A 22,324-nucleotide genomic window follows, 5' to 3' on the forward strand; every position below is an offset into this window, starting at 1 on the left:
CTTCACGGCTTCCTCCTCAGGGCTCGCGCATGGGAACACGGAGGCCGTGCTCGTCGGCGACGCGGGCGGCCTCCTCGTAACCGGCGTCCACATGGCGCAGGACGCCCGTGGCGGGGTCGTTGGTGAGCACCCGCTCCAGCTTGGCCGCGGCGAGCTCGGTGCCGTCGGCGACGCTGACCTGTCCCGCGTGCAGGGAACGGCCCATGCCGACACCGCCACCGTGGTGGACCGACACCCAGGAGGCACCCGAGGCGGTGGTGACCAGGGCATTGAGCAGCGGCCAGTCGGCGATGGCGTCGGAGCCGTCCCGCATGCCCTCGGTCTCCCGGTAGGGGGACGCCACCGAACCGGTGTCCAGGTGGTCGCGGCCGATGGCCAGGGGCGCCGACACCTCGCCCGAGGCGACCAGTTCGTTGAACCGCTGCCCGGCGGCGGCGCGCTTCCCCTGCCCCAGCCAGCAGATCCGGGCGGGCAGGCCCTGGAAGGCGACCTTCTCCCCCGCCAGGCGGATCCACCGGGCGAGGTGGTCGTCGTCGGGGAACAGGTCCAGCACCGCCTTGTCGGTGCGGGCGATGTCGGCGGGGTCTCCCGACAGGGCCGCCCAGCGGAACGGCCCCTTCCCCTGGCAGAACAGGGGGCGGATGTAGGCGGGCACGAAACCGGGGAAGTCGAAGGCGCGGCCGAACCCTCCCTTGCGTGCCTCGTCGCGGATGGAGTTGCCGTAGTCGAAGACCTCGGCCCCCGCGTCCTGGAAACCGACCATCGCCTCCACCTGCGCGGCCATCGACTCCCGCGCCCGTTCCGTGAACGCCTCGGGATCGGCCGCGGCCAGTTCCCGCCAGTCCTCGGGAGCCACCCCGGCGGGCAGGTAGGACAGCGGGTCGTGGGCGGAGGTCTGGTCGGTGACCACGTCGACCGGGGCACCCCGGGAGAGCACTTCGGGAAAGACCTCGGCGGCGTTGCCCAGGACCCCGACCGACAGCGGGCGGCGTTCGGCGCGCGCCTTCTCCGCCAGTGCGAGGGCGTGGTCGAGGCTGTCTGCGCGCACGTCCAGGTAGCCGTGCGCGATGCGGCGGCGGATACGGCTGTCGTCGCACTCCACCACGATCGCCGCGCCGCCGTTCATGGTGACGGCGAGCGGCTGGGCGCCGCCCATGCCGCCGAGCCCGGCGGTGAGGGTGAGTGTTCCGGCCAGGGTCGCTCCGCTCCCGTTCGCACCGCTCAGTCGGGCGGCCACCGCGGCGAAGGTCTCGTAGGTGCCCTGGAGGATGCCCTGCGTACCGATGTAGATCCACGAGCCGGCGGTCATCTGCCCGTACATGGTCAGGCCCAGCGCCTCCAGGCGCCGGAACTCGGGCCAGGTGGCCCAGTCCCCCACGAGGTTGCCGTTGGCGATGAGCACCCGCGGCGCCCACTCGTGGGTGCGCATGATGCCGACGGGCCGCCCGGACTGCACGAGGAGGGTCTCGTCGCCCTCCAGGTCGCGCAGCGAGGCGGTGATGCGGTCGAAGCTGGGCCAGTCGCGGGCCGCCTTGCCGGTGCCTCCGTAGACGACCAGCCGCTCGGGGTGCTCGGCCACCTCGGGGTCGAGGTTGTTGTGGAACATGCGCAGGGCGGCCTCCTGCGGCCAGCCCTTCGCGGACAGGACGGTGCCGCGTGCGGCACGGACGGTACGCATGACCCTCCTCGGGTTCGGGAGAAGACGCGGTTCAGAGGAGCGGAACGACGGACTCGGCGGCGGCCAGGACGGTGCCGTCGGCGACGAGGGCCGCGGCGGCGGCGATCTCGGGGGCCAGGTGGCGGTCGGGACCCGGTCCCGGAACGTGCTCGCGCAGCGCGCGCACGACCGCGCCGGTGGCGGGTCCGGGCTCCAGCGGGGCCCGCAGGTCCAGGGCCCGGGCGGCGGTGAGCAGCTCGACGGCGAGGACACTGGTGAGGCCGTCGACGGCGCGGCGCAGCTTGCGCCCGGCCGCCCACCCCATGGAGACGTGGTCCTCCTGCATGGCCGAGCTCGGGATGGAGTCGACGGCGGCGGGCACGGCCAGGCGTTTGAGCTCGGAGACGATCGCGGCCTGGGTGTACTGGGCGATCATGTGCCCCGAGTCCACCCCGGGGTCGTCGGCCAGGAAGGCCGGCAGGCCGTGGGAGCGGGCCACGTCGAGCATGCGGTCGGTGCGGCGCTCGGCGATGGAGGCGACGTCGGCGGCCGCGATGGCCAGGAAGTCGAGCACATAGGCCACCGGGGCACCGTGGAAGTTGCCGTTGGACTCCACCCTGCCGTCGTCGAGCACGACGGGGTTGTCGATGACGCTGTCGAGCTCGCGCCCGGCGACGGTCAGCGCATGGGCGAGGGTGTCGCGGGCGGCACCGGCGACCTGGGGCGCGCAGCGCAGCGAGTAGGCGTCCTGGACCCGGTTGCAGTCGGGGCCGCGGTGGGAGGCCACGATCGGCGAGTCGGCCAGGAGGGCACGCAGATTGGCGGCGGAGGCGGCCTGGCCGGGGTGGGGGCGCAGCCGCTGCAGCTCCTCGGCGAACACGCGGTCGGTGCCCAGCAGCGCCTCGACGCTCATGGCGGCGGTGACGTCGGCGGTCCTGAGCAGCCGCTCCAGGTCCTGACAGGCCAGGACGAGCATGCCGAGCATGCCGTCGGTGCCGTTGATCAGCGCCAGGCCCTCCTTGGCGCCCAGCTCGACGGGCGCGATCCCGGCCGCGCGCATGGCCTCCGCCGCGGGCACGCACCCGCCGGAGGCGTCGCGCACCCGGCCCTCCCCCATGAGGGCGAGCGCCACGTGGGACAGGGGCGCCAGATCCCCGGAGCAGCCCAGGCTCCCGTACTCGTGCACGACCGGGGTGATCCGCGCGTTGAGCAGAGCGGCGAGCGTCTCCGCCGTGGCGGGCCGCACGCCGGTGCTCCCCGTGGCCAGGGTGCGCAGGCGCAGCAGCATGAGGGCGCGCACGACCTCGCGCTCCACCTCGGGGCCGGACCCGGCGGCGTGGGAGCGGACCAGCGAGCGCTGGAGGGAGGCTCTCGAACCGGGGGCGATGTGGCGGGTGGCCAAGGCCCCGAACCCGGTGCTGACGCCGTAGGCGGGGTCCGGTGCGGCCGCGAGCGCCTCGACCCGCTCGCGGCCGCACCGGAGGGCCTTGAGGGAGTCCTCCGAGAGGGTGACGGACGCCCCGGAGCGGGCGACGGCGAGGACCTGGGCGGGGGTGAGAGGGGCACCACCCACGACGACGGGCGAAACTGCTGTGGACATGCCCCCATTGGATCCCGCACGCCACCTCCGCGAAAGCGCTGACACGGGAGTTCTGTCCGACATCCCGGACACCGCCTCAGGGGCCCGGCTCGGCGGACCGCCCGCATCTCGCGCCCCGGCGCCGGTGCGGCTCCGGTCCAGCTGGATCCGGTTTCGCTTCGGCGCCGTGTCGGCGCTCCTTCGCCGAAGGGGATCCGAACGGGCACCGTGGAAGAATGAGGACATGAGCCTCGTCCCCGCCGCGACGCGCGCACTGCGGCTGCTGCGCCTCCTGGCGACCCGGCCGGGTCCGGTGTCGGCCTCGGCGGCCGCCGCCGAGCTGGGCATCCCACGGTCGAGCGTCTACCAGCTGCTGGAGGCGATGGCCGAGGAGGGTTTCGTGACCCACCTGCCCGAGGAGCGGCGGTGGGGGCTGGGCGTGGCGGCCTTCGAGATCGGGTCGGCCTACCTCCGCCACGACGGCATGGAGCGGCTGGCGCGCCCGCTGCTGAGCCGGCTCACCGAGTCCACCGGCGCCACGGCGCATCTGGGCGTGCTGCACGGCGCGGACACCCTCTACCTGCTCAAGGAGCAGCCGCCGCACGTGCCGCCGCTGGTCACCGCCGTGGGTGTGCGGCTGCCCGCGCACCTGACCGCCTCGGGCCGGGCGATGCTGGCGCTGCTGCCGAGGGCACAGGTGCGCGCCCTGTACCCGGACGCGGCGGCGTTCACCACCCGCACCGGGCGCGGGCCCGCCACACCGGCGGAACTGCGCCGGGTGCTGGCCGAGGAGGGGCGGCAGGGGTGGTCGATCGAGGACGGCCAGGTCACCGAGGGCTTCGTCTCCGTGGCGGCGGCCGCCCTGGACCACAACGGCCGCCCGGCGGCCTCGATCGGCCTCACCGTGCCCGCTGCCCGCCCGGTCACGCCCCGGGCGCTGGCGGCCCGCGTGCGCGACGCGGCCGCCGACCTCACCCGCAGGCTCAGCGGCCGGACTCCTCCGGCCGGGGAAGGCGCTCCACGATCCCCGGCAGAGGCGCCGTACGCTCCACCATCTTGAGGATCTTCTCCTTGAGGTCCTTGGGTACCTGGACGTAGAACTGCGTGGCCGCGTCGGGATCGGCCTCCAGGCCGAGACTCTCGGCACTCTCGGCCCAGGAGGGCAGTTCCGCCCGGACGCGGTGGGTGTCCAGCGCGAACTCGATGAAGTGGTTCGTGCGGTGGGCCACGACGGTCGCCTCGCGGATGCGGCGGATCTCGGGCCAGGCGATGAAGGTGCCCTCACCGGGGAACCACCACTTGCGCTCCTGGAGCACCGTGATGCCGTCGCTGTCGGCGCTGATGCCCTGCCGGGTGATGCGCTGGGGCAGTCCCCGCATCACGTACACGTTGCTCATGGGACCGACGAACATCATCACCAGGGATGCCGCCACCCACAGGGTCACCGAGCCGGGCGTGCTCTCCTGGTACAGCACGTGCCGGAAGGTGGACCAGAGAACGGCCAGGAAGCCCAGGGTGAGGACGGCCGAGAAGTAGGCCGCCGCCATCCACATCCTCGTGCTGGGGCCGCGCAGGCTGACGTACCTGCGCAGGTAGGAGACGCTGCCGGGCCGCTGGGAGAGGTCGGAGGGGGCGCCCCGCACCACGGGGACGTCCGAGGGATCGGGGGAGGACATGGCCCCATTGTCCCCCAATCGGAGCCGCTCCGCGCGCCCGTCGGCGGGCCCGCTCCCCCGCCGGCTGCCGCCGAACTCCGGACATCCCGACCGGGGAGCGCTAGAGTCCGGTCCATGGGACCGACGACGAGACCGGGCACCGACGAGTACGACACCGAGCTGCGCGCCGGCGGCGAGGTCGTGGTCATCGGCGGCATGCTCTACCGGGGGCGGACCGTCCTGGTGGAGGGGCCGGGGATGTTCGAGCCGCTGGAGCGCTGGGCCAAGGGAGTGGCCGAGGCGCTGGGCGAGCCGGTGACCTGGCGGGCCACGGACTGGAAGGGAGAGCTCGCCGGACGCGGGACCGTGCAGCCCGGACCCGGTGCTCAGAGTCGGCGCGCGCTCTGAGCTCCGCACTTGGCGCACTCGAACTTGCGGTCGTCACCGAGGATCCAGTCGTGGTCACCGCCGTTGGGGCACGTGGACATCGACACCATCTCCTTGAGGGGATGTTGGGGGTCTGTGCCGAACACTGTATTTCTCACCCGCCACACCAGTCCCGCGAATGAGAAAGTTTTTCACTTAACTCATGTATGGGATCGCTCCCAAGCCCGCCGTCCGAGACCGGGCACACGCGGGGCCCGTCACGGCGACGGGCCCCGCGGAGAAGACCTGGGAGGGGTCAGTTGGCGGCCCTCATGTGCGCCTCGACGGCGGCGCGGTCGGCACGCAGCTTGGCGAGGGCCTCGTCCAGGATGAGCTTGCCCTCCTCCTCGCTGCGGCGCTCCTTCACGTACGCCAGGTGGGTCTTGTACGGCTCGGTACGCGGAGGCGACGGGGGGTTCGCCTTGTCCTTGCCCGCGGGGAACCCGCAGCGCGGGCAGTCCCACTCGTCGGGGACGAGGGCCTCGCTCGCGAAGCTGGGCACGACCTCGTGCAGGTTCGCGCAGTAGAACGGAACCCGGACGCGGGGGGCGGCCTCGCCCCGCTCCGCCTCGCCCATAGGGCCGGCTCCGACACGGCTGCCACGGATGGCACTGCCACTACCCACGAAAAACTCCTTCGGCGAACACGCTCACCGGCACTCTGGCGAGCTTGACTGTGAACGGGGCACCCCGCGACCGCGGTCTACATCCCCCGGTTGATCAACAGGCCGAGGACGACGACGGCCAGGATCCACATGACGCCGAGCACGACGGTCATGCGGTCGAGGTTGCGCTCGACGACCGACGATCCGCCGAGCGAGGACGTGACCCCGCCGCCGAACATGTCGGAGAGGCCGCCGCCCTTGCCCTTGTGCATGAGCACCAGGAGGATCAGCAGCACGCTGAGGAGCATCACGAAGATGGACAGACCGAGGATCACACGCACACCCGTAAGCTCGTCCCCGCATTCGGGGGGATGGACACCTCGGCCCCACCAGCCCTGACGCACCGGCTGCCAGGGGCCGATCCGGTGGCGGGGAGGAGGAGACCGGGGACATTTTCGGATTTTACCGTGTCCCTAGGCGACACGGGCGGGGAAACCGCGAGACACGGTACCCCATGGTGCAGTTTAGCCCGAGCAGGGGACCTGTCGGGCGCCCTGCCCGTCACCGTTGGGCAACGGAGTGCGACGGGAGGGGTCCGCGGGAGCCCGTCCAGCGGCTGCCCGCCGGGGGCTCCCGGTTCTCCGGTCGTCACACGGCCGGCGGACGCCCCCTGCCGCACCGGAGGAGCTTGCGCGGCCGGTCATCGGGCCGGACCGCGCTCCCCGCCGTGCGAGGGGACACCTGGCCGGCCGTTCGCCGGGGCATCGGCCCGCCGCTGCGGCGAGGGCGTCCAAAAAGCAGGGCCTAGCCGTTCTCGCTGTAGCGGATGACCTTGACGAACTCGTCGGCCTTCAGGCAGGCACCGCCGACAAGGGCGCCGTCGACGTCCTTCTCCGCCATGATGCCCGGGGCGTTGTCGCCCTTGACCGAGCCGCCGTAGAGCACGCGGACCTTGTCGGCCACCTCGGACGAGTACAGCTCGGCCAGGCGCGCGCGGACGGCCGAGCACACCTCCTGGGCATCGGCCGGGGTGGCGACCTCGCCGGTGCCGATGGCCCACACGGGCTCGTAGGCGACGACGATGCGCTCGGCCTGCTCGGCGGGGATCTCCTTGAGCGCGCCGTCGAGCTGGGCGAGCACGTGTTCGACCTGCCGCCCGGCCTTGCGTACCTCCAGCCCCTCGCCCACGCACAGGATCGGCACGATGCCGTTCTTGAAGGCGGCCTTGACCTTGGCGTTGACCAGGGCGTCGTCCTCGGCGTGGTACTCGCGCCGCTCGGAGTGGCCCACCAGGACGTACTCGCAGTCGAGCTTGGCCAGCATCGCGCCGGAGATCTCGCCGGTGTAGGCACCCTTGTCGTGCGCCGAGATGTCCTGGGCGCCGTACTTGATCTTGAGCTTGTCCCCGTCGACCAGCGTCTGCACGCTGCGGATGTCGGTGAAGGGGGGCAGGACCACGACCTCGGTCCTGTCGTGGTCCTTGGCGTCGAGCGCGAACGCGAGTTTCTGGACGAGCGCGATCGCCTCGAGGTGGTTGTTGTTCATCTTCCAGTTGCCCGCGATCAGCGGCAGGCGCTGGGCCATGTCGTCACTTCCCTGTGCGTGGTCGGAGCGGAGGTCGAGGAGTCTTCAGTCCAGCGCGGCGATACCCGGGAGGGTCTTGCCCTCCAGGTACTCCAGGCTGGCGCCGCCGCCGGTGGAGATGTGGCCGAAGGCGTTCTCGTCGAAGCCGAGAGCGCGCACCGCGGCCGCGGAGTCACCGCCCCCGACGACGGTGAAGGCGCCCGAGTCGATGAGGGCCTGGGCCAGGGCGCGGGTGCCGCCGGCATAGGGCTCCATCTCGAACACGCCCATGGGGCCGTTCCAGAACACCGTCCGGGCGTCGGCCAGCTTCTGGGCGAAGAGCTCCTGGCTGCGGGGGCCGATGTCCAGGCCCATGCGGTCGGCCGGGATCTCCGCCACGTCCACCGGGGCGTGCGCGGCGTCGGCGGCGAACTTCTCGGCGGCCACGACGTCGACGGGCAGGACGATCTCCACGCCCTCGCGCTCGGCGCGCTCCAGGTAGCCCCTGACCGTGTCGAGCTGGTCGGCCTCCAGCAGGCTGGTGCCGACCTCGTGGCCCTTGGCCTTGAGGAAGGTGAACACCATGCCGCCGCCGATGAGCAGACGGTCCGCGGTACCCAGGAGGTTGTCGATGACGCCGAGCTTGTCGGAGACCTTGGATCCGCCGAGCACCACGGCGTAGGGCCGCCGGGGCTCGGAGGTGAGCTTCCTGAGGACGTCGACCTCGGTCAGCACCAGGCCGCCGACGGCGTGCGGGAGCTTGCCGGGCAGGTCGTAGACGCTCGCGTGCCTGCGGTGCACCGCGCCGAAGGCGTCACCGACGTAGAGGTCGGCCAGAGCCGCGAAGCGGTCGGCGAGCTCGCCGCGCTCGGCGTCGTCCTTGCTGGTCTCGCCGGGCTCGAAGCGCACGTTCTCCAGCAGCGCGACCTCTCCGTCGGCCAGGGCGGAGGTGACGGCGCGCGCGGACTCGCCGGCGGTGTCGGCGGCGAAGGCGACCTCGGTGCCGAGCAGCTCGCCGAGGCGCGCGGCGACGGGGCGCAGGGAGTAGCGGGGGTCCGGGGCGCCCTTGGGGCGGCCCAGGTGGGCGGCGACGATGACGCGGGCGCCGCGTTCGCGAAGTCTGCCGATCGTCGGCAGGGCGGCGCGGATGCGCCCGTCGTCGGTGATCCGCTCCCCGTCCAGGGGGACGTTCAGGTCGGCCCGGACGAACACGCGCTTGCCGGAGACGTCGAGGTCGTCGATCGTCCGCATGCTGGTCTCCTCGTTCGTAAGTGGGTCTGTCTGCCCCGGCCGCGCCGGGGGTGTGCGCTCACGAGGGCACCCCCTCGCGCGCACTGCGGGCGAAGGGGTGCCGTGTCACGCGGGGCGGCCGAGGCCTACAGGCCGGTGCCGACCAGCTTGGCCAGGTCGACCAGGCGGTTGGAGTAGCCCCACTCGTTGTCGTACCAGCCGACGATCTTGACCTGCTTGCCGAAGGACATGGTCAGGCTGGAGTCGAAGGTGCAGGAGGGCGAGGTGCCGACGATGTCGGAGGAGACGATCGGGTCCTCCGTGTAGACCAGCACGTTCTTGAGCGGGCCCTCGGCAGCGGCCTTGAACGCGGCGTTGACCTCGTCCTTGGTGACCTCGCGCTCCAGGGTGACGACCAGGTCGGTCACCGAGCCGTCCGGGACGGGGACGCGCATGGCCATGCCGTCGAGCTTGCCCTGCAGCTCGGGGATGACCAGGGCGGTGGCCTTGGCGGCACCGGTGGTGGTCGGGATGATGTTCTGCGCGGCGGCGCGGGCGCGGCGCAGGTCCGAGTGCGGGAAGTCCAGGATGACCTGGTCGTTGGTGTAGGCGTGGACCGTGGTCATCAGACCGCGCTCGATGCCGAAGTTGTCGAGGAGCACCTTCGCCATGGGCGCCACGCAGTTGGTGGTGCAGGAGGCGTTGGAGATGACGTGGTGCTCGGCCGCGTCGTACTTGTCGTCGTTGACGCCCATGACGACGGTCAGGTCCTCGCCCTTGGCGGGAGCGGAGATGATGACCTTCTTGGCGCCGGCGGAGATGTGCTTCTTGGCGTCCTCGGCCTTGGTGAAGCGGCCGGTCGACTCGATGACGACGTCGACGTTCAGGTCCGACCAGGGGAGCTGGGCCGGGTCGCGCTCGGCGAGGACCTTGATCTCCTGGCTGCCGACGCGGATGTAGCCCTCGCCGACCTCGACATCGCCCTCGAGGGTCCCCAGCACGGTGTCGTACTTGAGCAGGTGCGCGAGCGTCTTGGTGTCGGTGAGGTCGTTGACCGCGACGATTTCGATGTCGCTGCCGCCAGCGGCGACCGCACGCCAGAAATTGCGGCCGATCCGACCGAAGCCGTTGACGCCTACACGGATGGTCACGGAACCAATCCCCTCATATATCGCACTCATTTTCACCTGCGCATTCCGCCCGGTTCGCGCCGGCGTTCCCCGACATGCACCGGGTGGACCTCTGTGAGCAGGCTCGACGCACAACAGGTGTTTGCGCAAGAGCCTAGCGGAGCACCGGGGAGAGGCCGTTGCCACCCCACGGATCAGAGTGTCTCCGCGCTCTTGCGGATTCGCGACCATCCTGGCACCACCGGCCGAAGAGGTCTATACCATTTTCCGAAGTTATCCAGGAGTTTGCGCTGTTAACAAAGCCGAACACCCGCGCCGCGGCTCCGCCGAACGCCTTCACACGCCTTCCGTCCGCCCCGTTTCCGGAAAGGGACGGTCACGGGACCAGCATGTCCGGCGTGAGGTTGGCCTCGGTCCCCTCGATGCCCAGGTCGGCCGCGCGCTTGTCCGCCATGGCCAGCAGCCTGCGGATGCGTCCCGCGATGGCGTCCTTGGTCAGCGGGGGCACCGACAGCTGGCCCAGCTCCTCCAGGGACGCCTGCTTGTGCGCCAGGCGCAGCTTGCCCGCCGCCACCAGGTGCTCGGGCGCGTCCTCTCCCAGGATCTCCAGGGCCCGCTCCACCCGGGCGCCCGCGGCAACGGCGGCACGGGCGCTGCGGCGCAGGTTGGCGTCGTCGAAATTGGCCAGGCGGTTGGCGGTGGCACGCACCTCGCGGCGCATCCGGCGCTCCTCCCAGGCCAGAACGCTCTGGTGGGCGCCCAGCAGCGTCAGCAGGGCGCCGATGGAGTCGCCGTCGCGCACGACCACCCGGTCGACGCCGCGCACCTCGCGGGCCTTGGCGTGCACCTTGAGCCTGCGGGCCGCGCCCACCAGGGCCAGCGCCGCCTCCGGGCCCGGGCAGGTGACCTCCAGCGACATCGACCGGCCCGGCTCGGTGAGCGAACCGTGCGCGATGAAGGCACCGCGCCAGGCCGACTCGGAGTCGCAGGCCCCACCCGCCACCACGTGGCGGGGCAGGCCGCGTACGGGACGGCCGTTGTTGTCCACCAGGCCCGTCTGCCGGGCCAGGGACTCGCCGTCCTTGATCACCCGCACCACGTACCGGTTGCCCTTGCGCAATCCGCTCGGGGAGAGCACGACCACCTCGGACTCGTGGCCGAACACCTCCGAGATGTCCTTGCGCAGACGGCGCGCCGCCGCCCCGGTGTCGAGCTCGGCCTCGATCACGATCCGGCCGCCCACCAGGTGGAGGCCGCCGGTGAACCGCAGGATGGTGGACACCTCCGCCTTGCGGCAGCATGGCTTGAGAATCGCCAGACGGCTCAACTCGTCCTTCACCACGCTGGTCATCGCCATCGCTGCGCTCCCCCCTCGTCAACCCGGACCGGCGCCGCGCGCCCGGCCGCGGCGTTCGTCCCGCGGCTCCGCCACGAGCGGCTTCCTTCGTGGCAGACTACGTCACGGGACGCTCTGTGCCGACCCATCGACGGCGTGTTGCGTGTTCCCCGTCCGGCTTCCTCCAAACCACGGAGTACTTCGTGCCGGTGCATGGTCAATTGCCCCCGTTCCCGCCGGCCAGTGCCTCCTCCAGGTAGGCGCACAGGACGACCGCATGGTTGTGCTCGGTGTCCTTCGCCGCGTAGAGCAGGGTGAACGGGCCCTCGCGACCCGCCGCCAACAGGGGTTCGAGGCCCTCGGGACGCGCGTCGAGTTCGGCCCGATAGCGTTCGGCGAACTCCTCGAAGCGCCGGGGATCGTGGCCGAACCACGCGCGCAGTTCACTGCTGGGCGCGGCCTCCCTGACCCATTCCACGCCCTCCAGGGTGTCCTTTCGCACACCGCGCGGCCAGACGCGGTCGACCAGGAAACGGGGCCCCGGCGGACCGCTCCCCCGGGAACCCTCCCGCCTGCGCACCTCGTCGTAGACGCGTTCCACATGCACCGTGTGACTCATGGGACGGATGTTCCCGAGAAGAGGCGGTCGAACCTCAGCCCTCCGCCAGGATCCTCTCGAAGGCCGCCGCGAGCCGGTCGTGGTCGTGGCGCGGGGTCCCGTCGCCCCGGGCCAGGTCGTCCAGCACCAGGGAGCCGCCCAGCTCCTTGGCCGCGTCCCGCAGCGGTTCGGGATCCTCCACCGTGCTCCGGTCGGCCAGCACGACGTCCACACCCAGTTCGGGCGCGTGCTCGCGCAGGACCTCCAGGTAGGTCTCGGGGCGGAAGCCGTCGGTCTCCCCCCGCTGGGGGGAGAGGTTGAGCGTCACCATGCGCCGGGCCCGGGTGGTGACCAGGGCGTGGGCGAGATCGGGCACGAGCAGGTGCGGCAGCACACTGGTGAACCAGGAGCCGGGCCCGAACACGACCCAGTCGGCCTCGCGTACCGCCTTGACCGCCTGGGGGCTGGCGGGCGGTTCCTCGGGGACGAGCGAGACGGAGCGCACCCGGCCCCGGGTGGCGGCGCAGGCGACCTGGCCGCGGATGGTCGTCACGTCATCGGGCCTTTCCGGATCGACCCCGGCGACCTCGGCCGAGATGTCCAGCGGCACCGACGACATCGGCAGCACCCTGCCGTGCGCGCCGAGCAGTTGGCCGACCCAGTCCAGCCCGGCCACGGAGTCCCCCAGCAGCTCCCACAGGGCCACGATGAGCAGGTTGCCGACGGCATGGCCGTGCAGCTCCCCCTCCGACCGGAAGCGATGCTGCAGGACCTGGGTCCAGGTGTGCCCCCACTCGTCGTCGCCGCACAGAGCGGCCAGGGCCATCCGCAGATCACCGGGCGGCAGCACCCCGAGTTCCCGGCGGAGCCGGCCGCTGGATCCGCCGTCGTCGGCGACCGTGACGACCGCCGTCACGTCGGTGGTCACCCTGCGCAGGGCGGACAGCGAGGCGTACAGGCCGTGCCCGCCGCCCAGCGCGACCACCCGTGGCGGGCGCTGTCCCTCCCCGTCCGCTGCGGTGCTCTTCGCCATGGCTGTGGACTGTCCCCTCGTCCTGTGTGCGGCAGGCGTGCCGGGCCGTACCGCCGGGGGCGGGGGGACACCGGTCCCCTCCGCCCCCGAACTGCCGGAAAGCCTCGCCCCCGAGGGGCCGGCATCGGCGCTGACCGAGTCAATGTAAGGGATGACGCCCCGCTTGGCGATTCGGTTCGCCCGGTACGTCCCGTCTACTCGCGTCCCACGTCCCGGTGCACGACGTGGACCTCCACACCCTGGCCCCGCAGCCGCTCGGCGAACTGCTCGGCCATGGCGACGCTGCGGTGCTTGCCGCCGGTGCAGCCCACCGCCAGCGTCATGTAGTGCTTGCCCTCGCGCTGGTAGCCCTCGATGGTGAGCTTGAGGACCTCGTTGTAGGCCTCCAGCATCTCCTTGGCCCCGTCCTGGGACAGCACGTAGTCGCTCACCGGCTGGTCCCGGCCGTTCAGCGGCCGCAGCTCGGGGATCCAGTGGGGGTTGGGGAGGAAGCGGCAGTCGAGCACCAGGTCGGCGTCGACCGGCAGGCCGTGCTTGAAGCCGAACGAGACGACGTTGGCGCGGGGGCGCGCCTCGTCGCTCTCGCCGAAGAAGCCGATCACCCGGGCCTTGAGCTGGTGGACGTTGAGCTGGGAGGTGTCGATCACCAGGTCGGCCTCGCCGCGGATGGCCCGCAGGGTCTCGCGCTCGCGGGAGATGCCGTCGGTCAGGCGGCCGTCGCCTTGGAGGGGATGGGGTCTGCGCACTCCCTCGAAGCGGCGGACGAGGGCCTCGTCGCCCGCCTCCAGGAAGAGGACGCGCGCCTTGATGTCTCGCTTGCGCAGCTCCTTCACGGTGGACAGCAGGTCCTGGGTGAAGGCCAGCGATCGCACGTCCACGACCACCGCCACCCTCGGCACGGCACCGTGGGTGCGCCCCGCCAGCTCGATCATGGTCGGCAGCAGTCCGGGCGGCAGGTTGTCCACCACGAACCAGTCCAGGTCCTCCAGGGCCCTGGCCGCCGTGCTCCGCCCCGCACCGGACATCCCGGTGACGAGAACCACCTCGGGCGGCAGCTCCCCGCCCAGTTCGATCGTCATGTGTCTCCTCCCCCGTCGTTGGTGTGCTGTGCCGATCCGCCGGCCTCGCTGCCCCCTCCGGCGGGCCCGGCGCTCAGGTGCGCGTGCACGGCCTCGGCCAGCTTGGGGCCGATTCCGGGCACCGCCGCGATCTCCTCGGCCGTGGCGGCGGCGAGCCTGCGGACCGAGCCGAACTCCTTGATCAGTGCCGCCCTGCGCCTCGGCCCCAGCCCGGGCAGCTCGTCCAGACTGCTGCCGGTGAGCGCCTTGGCGCGCTTCTGGCGGTGGTAGGCGATGGCGAAGTTGTGCGCCTCGTCCCGGATCCGCTGCAGCAGGTACAGGCCCTCCCCGGTGCGGGGCAGGATGACCGGGTCCTCGTCGTCGGGCAACCACACCTCCTCCAGGCGCTTGGCCAGGCCGCACACGGCGACGTCCTCGATGCCGAGCTCGTCGAGCGCGCGCCGGGCCGCCTGTGCCTGGGGGCGCGCCCCGTCCACCACCACAAGGTTAGGGGGATAGGAGAACTTCCCGGGTGGCGGCTCGTCGCCGCCCCGGGCCTGGCCGCTGCCGCCGCCCATGCGGGCGACCTCGCCCCGCTCCGCGGTCTCCTCCAGATAGCGGCGGAAGCGCCGCCCCACGACCTCGTACATGGCGGCGACGTCGTGCTGCTCGCGTCCGCCCTCCCCGCTGCCGCGCACGGAGAAGCGCCGGTACTCGGATTTGCGGGCCAGGCCGTCCTCGAAGACCACCATGGAGGCCACGACGTGCTCCCCCTGGAGGTTGGAGATGTCGAAGCACTCGATCCGCAGCGGCGCCTCGTCCAGGCCCAGGGCCTCCTGGATCTCGTTGAGGGCGCGGCTGCGGGTGCTCAGGTCCCCGGCCCTGTGGGTCTTGTGCCGGGACATCGCCTCGCGGGCGTTCTTCTCGACGGTCTCCATCAGGGAGCGCTTGTCACCGCGCCGGGGCACGCGCAGGTCGACCGCGGAGCCGCGGTGCTCCGAGAGCCACCGGGCGACGGCGTCGCGGTCGGAGGGCAGGTGGGAGACCAGGACCTCCCGGGGCACCGCCGTGCCGGTTCCGCCGGTCTCATCCTCCCCTTCGGCGCCGCCGTAGATCTGACTGAGGAAGGTCGCCATCAGCTCCTCGGGGCCGGCGTCGGTGACCTTGTCGACCACGTAGCCGCGGCGGCCCCGGATGCGCCCGCCGCGCACGTGGAAGACCTGGACGGCGGCCTCGAGCTGGTCCTCGACCATGGCGACGACGTCGCAGTCGGTGGAGTCGGGCAGGACGACGGCCTGCTTCTCCAGGGCGGCGCGCAGCGCCGCGATGTCGTCGCGCAGGCGGGCGGCCCGCTCGTACTCCATCTCCTCGGCGGCCTCGGCCATCTGCCCCTCCAGATGCCTCATGAAGCGCCCCGTGTCACCGGCCAGGAAGGAGCAGAAGTCGTCGACCAGCGCCCGGTGCTCCTCCGCCGTGGCCCTGCCCACGCAGGGGGCCACGCACTTGCCGATGTAGCCCAGCAGGCAGGGGCGGCCGCTGTTGCGCGCGTTCTTGAAGACCCCCGGCGAGCAGGTGCGCACCGGGAAGACCCGCAGCAGCAGGTCGACGGTCTCGCGGATGGCCCAGGCATGGGAGTAGGGCCCGAAGTAGCGCACCCCCCGGCGCTTGGCCCCGCGCATCATCTGCACGCGCGGGAACTCCTCCCCCAGGGTCACCGCCAGGTAGGGGTAGCTCTTGTCGTCGCGGTACCTGACGTTGAACCGGGGGTCGTACTGCTTGATCCAGGTGTACTCCAGCTGGAGCGCCTCCACCTCGGTGCCCACGATCGTCCAGTCGACGTCGTCGGCGGTGGAGACCATCTGCTGGGTGCGCGGGTGCAGCCCCGCGAAGTCGCGGAAGTAGGAGGACAGCCGGGCCCGGAGGTTCTTGGCCTTGCCCACGTAGATGACCTGCCCCGCCTTGTCCCGGAACCGGTAGACCCCCGGGGCGGTCGGGATGGACCCCGGGGCGGGGCGCAGGTGAGGAGTCGCAGCCATGCTCCCATTGTGGTCGGTCCGTGTGACATCCGGCCACTTGCGCGCGGCGCCGCGTACCGTCCGCGGGCCTCCCGCACGTGTCAAGGAGTGATCCGGAAAACGTCACGATCGGGTATCCGCATGGTCTACGTTGGGCGGGTACCGACCAACCTTTCCGACTTGAACGACAAGGGAGACCGACTCCGTGTCCGTTCCCCAGTGGATCACCCTCGGCATCGCCGTGACGGTCGCCCTGGCGCTGGTCTTCGCGGCGCGCTGGGTGCTCAGGAACAAGCTCGCCAAGGTGTGGCGCGTGGCGAACTTCGTCGTGACGCGCACCTCCTTCTCCTCCTACGCGGCGGCCGCCGTCGTCGGGGCCAACCTGGCGCTGCCGAGCGTGGGCGACGTGAGTTGGAGCACGTACCAGACGATCCAGCACTCGATGCGGATCCTCATGATCGCGTCGCTGACCGCGCTGGGCATCAGCCTGGCCTACGCGGCCACCGACATGATCCTGTCCCGCCTCGAGGTCAACAACGGGGACGCCGACCGCAAGGCCCGCAGGCTCCAGACCCAGGTGCGGCTGCTGCGCCGGGTCGTCACCTCGGTCATCGTGGTCATCGCCATCTCGGCGATCCTGTTCACGTTCGACGAGGTACGGGCCCTGGGCGCCGGGCTCCTGGCATCCGCCGGACTCATCGGCATCGTCGCCGGTATCGCGGCCCAGTCGACCCTGGGCAACCTGTTCGCGGGGCTGCAGCTGGCCTTCAGCGATGCGCTGCGCATCGGTGACGTGGTCGTCGTCGAGGGCGAGTGGGGCCGCGTCGAGGAACTGAGCCTGGTCAACGTCACCATCAAGATCTGGGACGAGCGCCGCCTGGTCGTACCGGTGATCAACTTCACCAACACCAGCTTCGAGAACTGGACCAAGCAGGGGACCGCGATCACCGCGGCGGTGGTCTTCCCCCTGGACTGGGAGGTACCCGTCGCGGAGCTGCGCGAGGAGGCGGGGCGCCTCATCACCGCCAGCGAGTACTGGGACGGGCGCAGCTGGTCGTGCCAGGTCGTCGACATCACCGAGACCGGCGAGGTGAAGGTGCGCGTGGTGGCCACCGCCGCGGACACCGGTGCGCAGTGGAACATCGCCTGCCAGATCCGCGAGCACCTCGTGGGCTGGCTGGTGGAGAACTACCCCGAGTCCCTGCCGCGCCACCGCACCGAGTTCGTCTCGCCCGACGCCGAGGAGACGGCGTACGCGGCGAGCTTCCCGGCCTCGGCGTTCCGCCGGGCCGCCTCCGACGGCCGCACCGGCCCCGAGGGCGGCGACCCCGGCGAGGTCTGAACCCCCGTACGCGTCGGCGCCTGTGAGCTCGCTGCTCACGGGCGCCGACGCGTACGGGCCTCAGTCGAGGACGATGTCGTCGCCCTCGACGGTGATGCCGAACTCCTCCAGCGGCTCCTGGGCCGGTCCGGTGACCACCTCGCCGCTGGCGTAGTCGAACTCACTGCCGTGGCACAGGCAGCGGATGAGCCCTTCCTCGATCTCCTGCACGGTGCATCCGCCGTGCGTGCAGGCGGCCGTGAAGGCACGGTACTCGCCCGCCTCGGGCTGGGTGACGACCAGCTTGCTGCTGTTGAAGACGACACCGCCGCCCTCGGGGACCTCGGACGCCTTCCCCACGACCTGCCCGCGCATGGCCTCCTGCGGCTTGGGGGCCTCGGCGGCGCAGGCACTCGCAGCCGTGACAGCCACGGCAGCTCCCGCCGTGCCGAGCAGTGCGCGCCTGCTCATCCCGCACCCGCACGTCCTCTCACCGGCCACGAAGAACACCTCTCACCTGCTCCGAAAAATCCACTACGAACTGTAGTAGGCGTGCGCGAGTGCCTGATCCCGGGTACCGGGCAAGCCTGCGGACACGGAGGGCGCCCCGGGCCGAGCGGCCCGGGGCGCCCTCCTCCGCTCACCAGGAGGACCCTCTAGAGGACCTTGGCGAGGAACTGCCCGGTGTAGGAGTCCGCGGTCGCCGCGACCTCCTCCGGGGTGCCCTGGACGACCACCGTGCCGCCGCCGGCACCGCCCTCGGGGCCCATGTCGATGACGTGGTCGGCGGTCTTGATCACGTCGAGGTTGTGCTCGATGACGATCACGGTGTTGCCGGAGTCCGTGAGCCGGTCGAGCACGCCCAGCAGCTTGCGGATGTCCTCGAAGTGCAGGCCGGTGGTCGGCTCGTCGAGGACGTAGACCGTGCGCCCGGTGGAGCGGCGCTGGAGCTCCGCCGCGAGCTTGACCCGCTGGGCCTCGCCGCCGGAGAGGGTGGTGGCGGGCTGGCCCAACCGCACGTACCCCAGCCCGACGTCCTCCAGGGTCTTCAGATGGCGGTGGATGGCGTTGATGGACTCGAAGAACTCGCGGGCCTCCGAGATCGGCATCTCCAGCACCTCGGAGATGTTCTTGCCCTTGTACCTGACCTGGAGGGTCTCGCTGTTGTACCGGGCGCCGTGGCAGACCTCGCAGGGCACGTAGACGTCGGGCAGGAACTGCATCTCGATCTTGAGCGTGCCGTCGCCCGAGCACGCCTCGCAGCGGCCGCCCTTGACGTTGAAGGAGAACCGCCCCGGCTGGTAGCCGCGCGTCTTGGCGTCGGTCGTCTGCGCGAACAGCTTGCGGATGTGGTCGAACACGCCCGAGTAGGTGGCCGGGTTGGAACGCGGGGTGCGCCCGATCGGGCTCTGGTCGACATGGACGACCTTGTCCACCTTGCCCGTGCCGTTGATCCGGAGGTGGCGGCCGGGGACGTCGCGGGCCCCGTTGAGCTCCTTGGCCAGCCCCTTGTACAGGATCTCGTTGACCAGCGTGGACTTGCCCGAACCCGAGACACCCGTGACGGCGGTGAACACTCCCAGGGGGAAGGCGACGTCGACGTTCTTGAGGTTGTTCTCCCGCGCCCCCTTGACCACGAGTTCGTGGCCCTTGGTCAGGGGCCTGCGCCTGGACGGCACATCGATGGCGCGCCGCCCGGCCAGGTAGTCACCGGTGAGCGACTCCTCGCTGCCCAGCAGCTCGTCCACGGTTCCGGAGACGACGACGTGGCCGCCGTGCTCGCCCGCGCCCGGGCCGATGTCCACGATCCAGTCGGCGGCGCGGATGGTGTCCTCGTCGTGCTCGACGACGATGAGGGTGTTGCCGATGTCGCGCAGCCGCTGGAGGGTCTCCAGCAGGCGGGCGTTGTCGCGCTGGTGCAGACCGATGGAGGGCTCGTCCAGCACGTAGAGCACACCCACCAGGCCGGAGCCGATCTGGGTGGCCAGGCGGATGCGCTGGGCCTCGCCGCCCGAGAGGGTCGCCGAGCCCCGGGCCAGGGTGAGGTAGTCCAGACCGACGTCGAGCAGGAAGCCGAGCCTGGCCTCGATCTCCTTGAGCACCTGGGCGGCGATCACCGCGTCGCGCTCGGACAGCTCGATGCCCTTGAGGAATTCCGCGCTCTCGGCCAGCGGCATCCGGGCGACCTCGGCGATGGACCTGCCTCCCACGGTGACGGCGAGCACGACCGGCTTGAGGCGGCTGCCCTCGCAGGCCGGGCAGGGCACGGTGCGCATGTACCCCTCCAGCCGTTCGCGGCTGGAGTCGCTCTCGACCTCGGAGTGGCGCCTTCTGACCCAGGGAAGCAGGCCCTCGAACTCGGTGTAGTAGGAGCGGGTGCGCCCGAACCGGTTGCGGTAGCTGACGTGGACCTGGGTGGGGTGGCCTTCGAGGATCGCCTTGCGGGCGGCGCGGGGCAGCTTCGACCACGGCGTGTCCAGGTCGAAGCCGATCGCCTCACCCAGCGCGGTGAGGAGGCGCTCCCAGTAGCCGCCGTTGCTGCCGCCGGACCAGGGACCGACGGCGCCCTCCGCGAGGGTCTTGTCCGGGTCGGGGACCAGCAGCTCGGGGTCAACCTCCAGGCGGCTGCCCAGACCCGAGCACTCGGGACAGGCCCCGTAGGGGGCGTTGAAGGAGAAGGACCGCGGTTCGAGCTCCTCGAAGGACAGGTCGTCGTAGGGGCAGTACAGGTGCTCGGAGAAGACCTTCTCGCGCTCGGGGTCGCCCTGTTCCACGTCGACGAAGTCCAGGACGATGGTGCCGCCGGCGAGCTTGAGAGCGGTCTCCACCGAGTCGGTCAGGCGACCGCGCGAGGAGGGCTTGACGGTGAGGCGGTCCACGATCACGGAGATGTCGTGCTTGTCGTAGCGCCCCAGCTCGGGCGGCTCGTCCAGGCGCACGGCCCGGCCGTCGACGACGGCGCGGGTGTAGCCCTTGGACTGCAGGTCCTTGAACAGCTCGACGTACTCGCCCTTGCGGCCGCGCACGACGGGTGCGAGCACCTGGAAGCGGGTGCCCTCGGCCATCTCCATCACGCGGTCGACGATCTGCTGGGGGCTCTGCCGGGCGATCTCGCGGCCGCACTCGGGGCAGTGCGGGACGCCGATGCGCGCCCACAGCAGGCGGAGGTAGTCGTAGACCTCGGTGATGGTGCCGACGGTGGAGCGCGGGTTGCGGCTGGTGGACTTCTGGTCGATCGACACGGCCGGGGACAGGCCCTCGATGAAGTCGACGTCGGGCTTGTCCATCTGCCCCAGGAACTGGCGCGCGTACGCCGAGAGGGACTCGACGTAGCGGCGCTGGCCCTCGGCGAAGACCGTGTCGAAGGCCAGCGACGACTTGCCCGAGCCGGACAGGCCGGTGAAGACGATCATGGAGTCGCGCGGCAGGTCCAGCGAGACGTTCTTGAGGTTGTGCTCGCGGGCACCGCGGACCACCAGTTTCTCGACCATCGAGTGAGACATCCTTCGGCTGTGGCGCACAGGACGCGACCTCGCGTGGGCGTCGGCCGACCCGTGTCTGATTCGTGGCAGGCGGCCGGGCACGGGCCGCCGCTCCCCGGACGCGGAACCGGGCCGCCGGGGACAGCGGCCTGTCCGTCTTTTCCGTCCGCACGTCCCAACAACCGCGGGTGACGCATTCTTCCGATGCGGTGACGCGGAGTTCCTGAGCCGGGAGCATCTCCACTATAGACGAACGGCTGTTCGAAGGAGGGCGTTTCGGGAAAAGAAACCGGGGGCGGTCGCAAGGACCGCCCCCGGAACGCGCGTACCGTCCCCACACGCGTCAGGAGGTCTCGTCGTTGCGCTCCTTCGCGCCGGCCTCGACCCTCGCCACCTCGCGCTTGTCGGCGCGGGACTTGACGAGGCTGCCGACGATGGTGACGGCCATGATGCCGATGATGACGGTCAGGGAGAGGCCGATACCGATCTCGGGCACGTGCACGCCGTTCTCGTGCAGCGCGTGGAGGATCATCTTCACACCGATGAAGACCATGATCAGCGACAGGCCCCAGCTGATGTAGGACAGGCGGTCCATCAGCCCCGCCAGCAGGAAGTACAGCTGGCGCAGCCCCAGGAGGGCGAAGGCGTTGGCGGTGAAGACGATGTAGGCGTCCTGGGTGAGGCCGAAGATCGCCGGGATGGAGTCGACCGCGAAGACCAGGTCGATGACGCCGATGGCGAGGATGACCAGCAGCATCGGCGTGATGTGCCGCCTGCCGTCGATCTTCACGGTCAGGCTGGAGCCGTGGTAGTCCTTCGTGACCGGCCAGAAGCGCTTGACCAGGCGCACCACCGGCGTCTGGGTGAAGTCCTTCTCCTCCTCCTCGCCCTTGACGTGGTCGCGGACGATCTTGTAGCCGGTGTAGATGAGGAAGGCGCCGAACAGGTAGAAGACCTCGCTCCAGGCGTTGATCACCTGGGCGCCGAGGACGATGAACACCCCGCGCATGACCAGCGCGATGACGATGCCGACGAGCAGGACCTCGTGCTGGTACTTCTTGGGCACCGAGAAGGCCCCCAGCAGGAGGTAGAAGACGAAGAGGTTGTCGACGCTCAGGCTCTTCTCGGTGACGAAGCCGGCGAAGTACTCGGCGCCCGCCGTCGCACCGCCGTAGTACCAGACGCCGATGCCGAACAGGATGGCGATGCCGATGTAGAAGACGGCCCACCAGGCGGCCTGCTTGACCCCGAACTCCTGCGGGCCCTTCTTCTTGTTCCAGGGATGGTCGACGATCGCGAGGTCGATCACCAGGATCGCGATCATGCCGCCGATGGTGGCGGCCCAGAGCCACAGGGGAACGTTCACGGGTGGTTACTCCTCCGGTCGGTGCGCGCGGACGGTGTGCACGCACGTCGATGAACCGGAGGTCTCTCCCGCCCGTACCGACGCGGTACGGACCGACGGAACCGGGAGGACGACACTGTACTCCGTGATGACGGCACCGCCGCGACAGGGATACTCCCCTCACGTGCCAGGCAAGGATACCCGCAGCACGGCCCAGACCGTACACACGGATCCGACCCCCAGGATGCCACCCCGCGACCCCGCGCGAAAGCTCCCGCGGGGACGGTGTCCA

General features: G+C 71.0%; 20 protein-coding genes. 3 read left to right on the forward strand and 17 right to left on the reverse strand.

Annotation, left to right across the window (positions count from 1 at the left end; all coding sequences use genetic code 11):
* Positions 1 to 16: 16 nt before the first annotated feature.
* Positions 17 to 1,678, reverse strand: a complete 1,662-nt coding sequence (hutU, locus tag FHS13_RS08535) for a urocanate hydratase (protein ID WP_184290148.1) — start codon at positions 1,676 to 1,678, stop codon at positions 17 to 19.
* Positions 1,679 to 1,709: 31 nt separating this feature from the next.
* A complete protein-coding gene (gene hutH, locus FHS13_RS08540) occupies positions 1,710 to 3,257 on the reverse strand; it encodes a histidine ammonia-lyase (RefSeq protein ID WP_184290150.1) in 1,548 nt (515 codons plus the stop codon).
* A 223-nt stretch (positions 3,258 to 3,480) separates the two neighbouring features.
* On the opposite strand from hutH, the gene FHS13_RS08545 reads away from it, so the two are divergent.
* Positions 3,481 to 4,296 (forward strand): IclR family transcriptional regulator, encoded by an 816-nt coding sequence (locus FHS13_RS08545; protein ID WP_184290152.1) that lies wholly within the window; start codon positions 3,481 to 3,483, stop codon positions 4,294 to 4,296.
* Here FHS13_RS08545 and FHS13_RS08550 read toward each other — a convergent pair.
* On the reverse strand, positions 4,220 to 4,912 hold the full coding sequence (locus tag FHS13_RS08550) for a hypothetical protein (protein WP_184290154.1): 693 nt from the start codon (positions 4,910 to 4,912) through the stop codon (positions 4,220 to 4,222). The genes FHS13_RS08545 and FHS13_RS08550 overlap by 77 nt on opposite strands.
* A gap of 114 nt (positions 4,913 to 5,026) precedes the next feature.
* Here FHS13_RS08550 and FHS13_RS08555 point away from each other — a divergent pair, with 114 nt between their 5' ends.
* Positions 5,027 to 5,299: a hypothetical protein gene (locus FHS13_RS08555; RefSeq protein WP_184290156.1), complete on the forward strand. Its 273-nt coding sequence runs from the start codon at positions 5,027 to 5,029 to the stop codon at positions 5,297 to 5,299.
* Here FHS13_RS08555 and FHS13_RS08560 read toward each other — a convergent pair.
* The 11 genes from FHS13_RS08560 to uvrC form a co-directional block, all read right to left on the reverse strand.
* Positions 5,278 to 5,424, reverse strand: a complete 147-nt coding sequence (locus FHS13_RS08560; RefSeq protein WP_184290294.1) for a hypothetical protein — start codon at positions 5,422 to 5,424, stop codon at positions 5,278 to 5,280. The two genes, FHS13_RS08555 and FHS13_RS08560, sit on opposite strands and share 22 nt — an antisense overlap.
* Before the next feature lie 149 nt (positions 5,425 to 5,573).
* Entirely contained in the window at positions 5,574 to 5,942 is a 369-nt protein-coding gene (locus FHS13_RS08565; protein WP_184290158.1) for an RNA polymerase-binding protein RbpA, read from the reverse strand.
* 77 nt (positions 5,943 to 6,019) lie between these two features.
* A complete protein-coding gene (gene secG, locus FHS13_RS08570) occupies positions 6,020 to 6,256 on the reverse strand; it encodes a preprotein translocase subunit SecG (RefSeq protein WP_184290283.1) in 237 nt (78 codons plus the stop codon).
* 469 nt (positions 6,257 to 6,725) lie between these two features.
* Positions 6,726 to 7,505 (reverse strand): triose-phosphate isomerase, encoded by a 780-nt coding sequence (gene tpiA / locus FHS13_RS08575; protein ID WP_184290160.1) that lies wholly within the window; start codon positions 7,503 to 7,505, stop codon positions 6,726 to 6,728.
* 45 nt (positions 7,506 to 7,550) lie between these two features.
* Positions 7,551 to 8,735 carry a phosphoglycerate kinase gene (locus FHS13_RS08580; RefSeq protein WP_184290161.1) on the reverse strand — a complete coding sequence of 395 codons (1,185 nt, stop codon included), beginning with the start codon at positions 8,733 to 8,735 and terminating at the stop codon, positions 7,551 to 7,553.
* Positions 8,736 to 8,860: 125 nt separating this feature from the next.
* Positions 8,861 to 9,865 (reverse strand): type I glyceraldehyde-3-phosphate dehydrogenase, encoded by a 1,005-nt coding sequence (gene gap / locus FHS13_RS08585; protein WP_184290164.1) that lies wholly within the window; start codon positions 9,863 to 9,865, stop codon positions 8,861 to 8,863.
* A gap of 355 nt (positions 9,866 to 10,220) precedes the next feature.
* On the reverse strand, positions 10,221 to 11,201 hold the full coding sequence (gene whiA / locus FHS13_RS08590) for a DNA-binding protein WhiA (protein ID WP_184290166.1): 981 nt from the start codon (positions 11,199 to 11,201) through the stop codon (positions 10,221 to 10,223).
* A gap of 196 nt (positions 11,202 to 11,397) precedes the next feature.
* Positions 11,398 to 11,799 carry a DUF488 domain-containing protein gene (locus FHS13_RS08595; RefSeq protein ID WP_184290168.1) on the reverse strand — a complete coding sequence of 134 codons (402 nt, stop codon included), beginning with the start codon at positions 11,797 to 11,799 and terminating at the stop codon, positions 11,398 to 11,400.
* Between the two features lie 34 nt (positions 11,800 to 11,833).
* Positions 11,834 to 12,811: a gluconeogenesis factor YvcK family protein gene (locus FHS13_RS08600; RefSeq protein WP_184290170.1), complete on the reverse strand. Its 978-nt coding sequence runs from the start codon at positions 12,809 to 12,811 to the stop codon at positions 11,834 to 11,836.
* Between the two features lie 194 nt (positions 12,812 to 13,005).
* Positions 13,006 to 13,890: an RNase adapter RapZ gene (gene rapZ, locus FHS13_RS08605; RefSeq protein WP_184290172.1), complete on the reverse strand. Its 885-nt coding sequence runs from the start codon at positions 13,888 to 13,890 to the stop codon at positions 13,006 to 13,008.
* Positions 13,887 to 15,905, reverse strand: coding sequence for an excinuclease ABC subunit UvrC (gene uvrC / locus FHS13_RS08610; RefSeq protein ID WP_184290174.1), 2,019 nt, complete (start codon positions 15,903 to 15,905; stop codon positions 13,887 to 13,889). Before uvrC ends, rapZ begins: the two co-directional genes overlap by 4 nt.
* Positions 15,906 to 16,089: 184 nt before the next feature.
* Between uvrC and FHS13_RS08615 the strand changes: the two genes are divergently transcribed.
* Positions 16,090 to 17,226 carry a mechanosensitive ion channel domain-containing protein gene (locus FHS13_RS08615; RefSeq protein WP_184290176.1) on the forward strand — a complete coding sequence of 379 codons (1,137 nt, stop codon included), beginning with the start codon at positions 16,090 to 16,092 and terminating at the stop codon, positions 17,224 to 17,226.
* A 60-nt stretch (positions 17,227 to 17,286) separates the two neighbouring features.
* Here FHS13_RS08615 and FHS13_RS08620 read toward each other — a convergent pair whose 3' ends face one another.
* The 3 genes from FHS13_RS08620 to FHS13_RS08630 form a co-directional block, all read right to left on the reverse strand.
* A complete protein-coding gene (locus FHS13_RS08620; RefSeq protein ID WP_184290178.1) occupies positions 17,287 to 17,676 on the reverse strand; it encodes a Rieske (2Fe-2S) protein in 390 nt (129 codons plus the stop codon).
* Between the two features lie 185 nt (positions 17,677 to 17,861).
* Positions 17,862 to 20,696: an excinuclease ABC subunit UvrA gene (uvrA, locus tag FHS13_RS08625; protein ID WP_184290180.1), complete on the reverse strand. Its 2,835-nt coding sequence runs from the start codon at positions 20,694 to 20,696 to the stop codon at positions 17,862 to 17,864.
* Positions 20,697 to 21,030: 334 nt separating this feature from the next.
* Positions 21,031 to 22,053, reverse strand: a complete 1,023-nt coding sequence (locus tag FHS13_RS08630; protein ID WP_184290182.1) for a TerC/Alx family metal homeostasis membrane protein — start codon at positions 22,051 to 22,053, stop codon at positions 21,031 to 21,033.
* Positions 22,054 to 22,324 lie beyond the last annotated feature (271 nt).

This window comes from Nocardiopsis algeriensis (genome assembly GCF_014203695.1).
In the GTDB taxonomy this organism is placed as follows: Bacteria; Actinomycetota; Actinomycetes; order Streptosporangiales; family Streptosporangiaceae; genus Nocardiopsis; species Nocardiopsis algeriensis.

Excerpts from the sequence above, each read along its gene's own strand:
- uvrC (WP_184290174.1), bottom strand. The coding sequence starts at position 15,905 with ATGGCTGCGACTCCTCACCTGCGCCCCGCCCCGGGGTCCATCCCGACC.
- hutH (WP_184290150.1), bottom strand. The coding sequence starts at position 3,257 with ATGTCCACAGCAGTTTCGCCCGTCGTCGTGGGTGGTGCCCCTCTCACC.
- FHS13_RS08595 (WP_184290168.1), bottom strand. The coding sequence starts at position 11,799 with ATGAGTCACACGGTGCATGTGGAACGCGTCTACGACGAGGTGCGCAGG.
- tpiA (WP_184290160.1), bottom strand. The coding sequence starts at position 7,505 with ATGGCCCAGCGCCTGCCGCTGATCGCGGGCAACTGGAAGATGAACAAC.
- whiA (WP_184290166.1), bottom strand. The coding sequence starts at position 11,201 with ATGGCGATGACCAGCGTGGTGAAGGACGAGTTGAGCCGTCTGGCGATT.
- FHS13_RS08550 (WP_184290154.1), bottom strand. The coding sequence starts at position 4,912 with ATGTCCTCCCCCGATCCCTCGGACGTCCCCGTGGTGCGGGGCGCCCCC.
- FHS13_RS08580 (WP_184290161.1), bottom strand. The coding sequence starts at position 8,735 with ATGCGGACGATCGACGACCTCGACGTCTCCGGCAAGCGCGTGTTCGTC.
- FHS13_RS08600 (WP_184290170.1), bottom strand. The coding sequence starts at position 12,811 with ATGGCGAAGAGCACCGCAGCGGACGGGGAGGGACAGCGCCCGCCACGG.
- rapZ (WP_184290172.1), bottom strand. The coding sequence starts at position 13,890 with ATGACGATCGAACTGGGCGGGGAGCTGCCGCCCGAGGTGGTTCTCGTC.
- hutU (WP_184290148.1), bottom strand. The coding sequence starts at position 1,678 with ATGCGTACCGTCCGTGCCGCACGCGGCACCGTCCTGTCCGCGAAGGGC.
- FHS13_RS08555 (WP_184290156.1), top strand. The coding sequence starts at position 5,027 with ATGGGACCGACGACGAGACCGGGCACCGACGAGTACGACACCGAGCTG.
- FHS13_RS08620 (WP_184290178.1), bottom strand. The coding sequence starts at position 17,676 with ATGAGCAGGCGCGCACTGCTCGGCACGGCGGGAGCTGCCGTGGCTGTC.
- uvrA (WP_184290180.1), bottom strand. The coding sequence starts at position 20,696 with ATGGTCGAGAAACTGGTGGTCCGCGGTGCCCGCGAGCACAACCTCAAG.
- FHS13_RS08545 (WP_184290152.1), top strand. The coding sequence starts at position 3,481 with ATGAGCCTCGTCCCCGCCGCGACGCGCGCACTGCGGCTGCTGCGCCTC.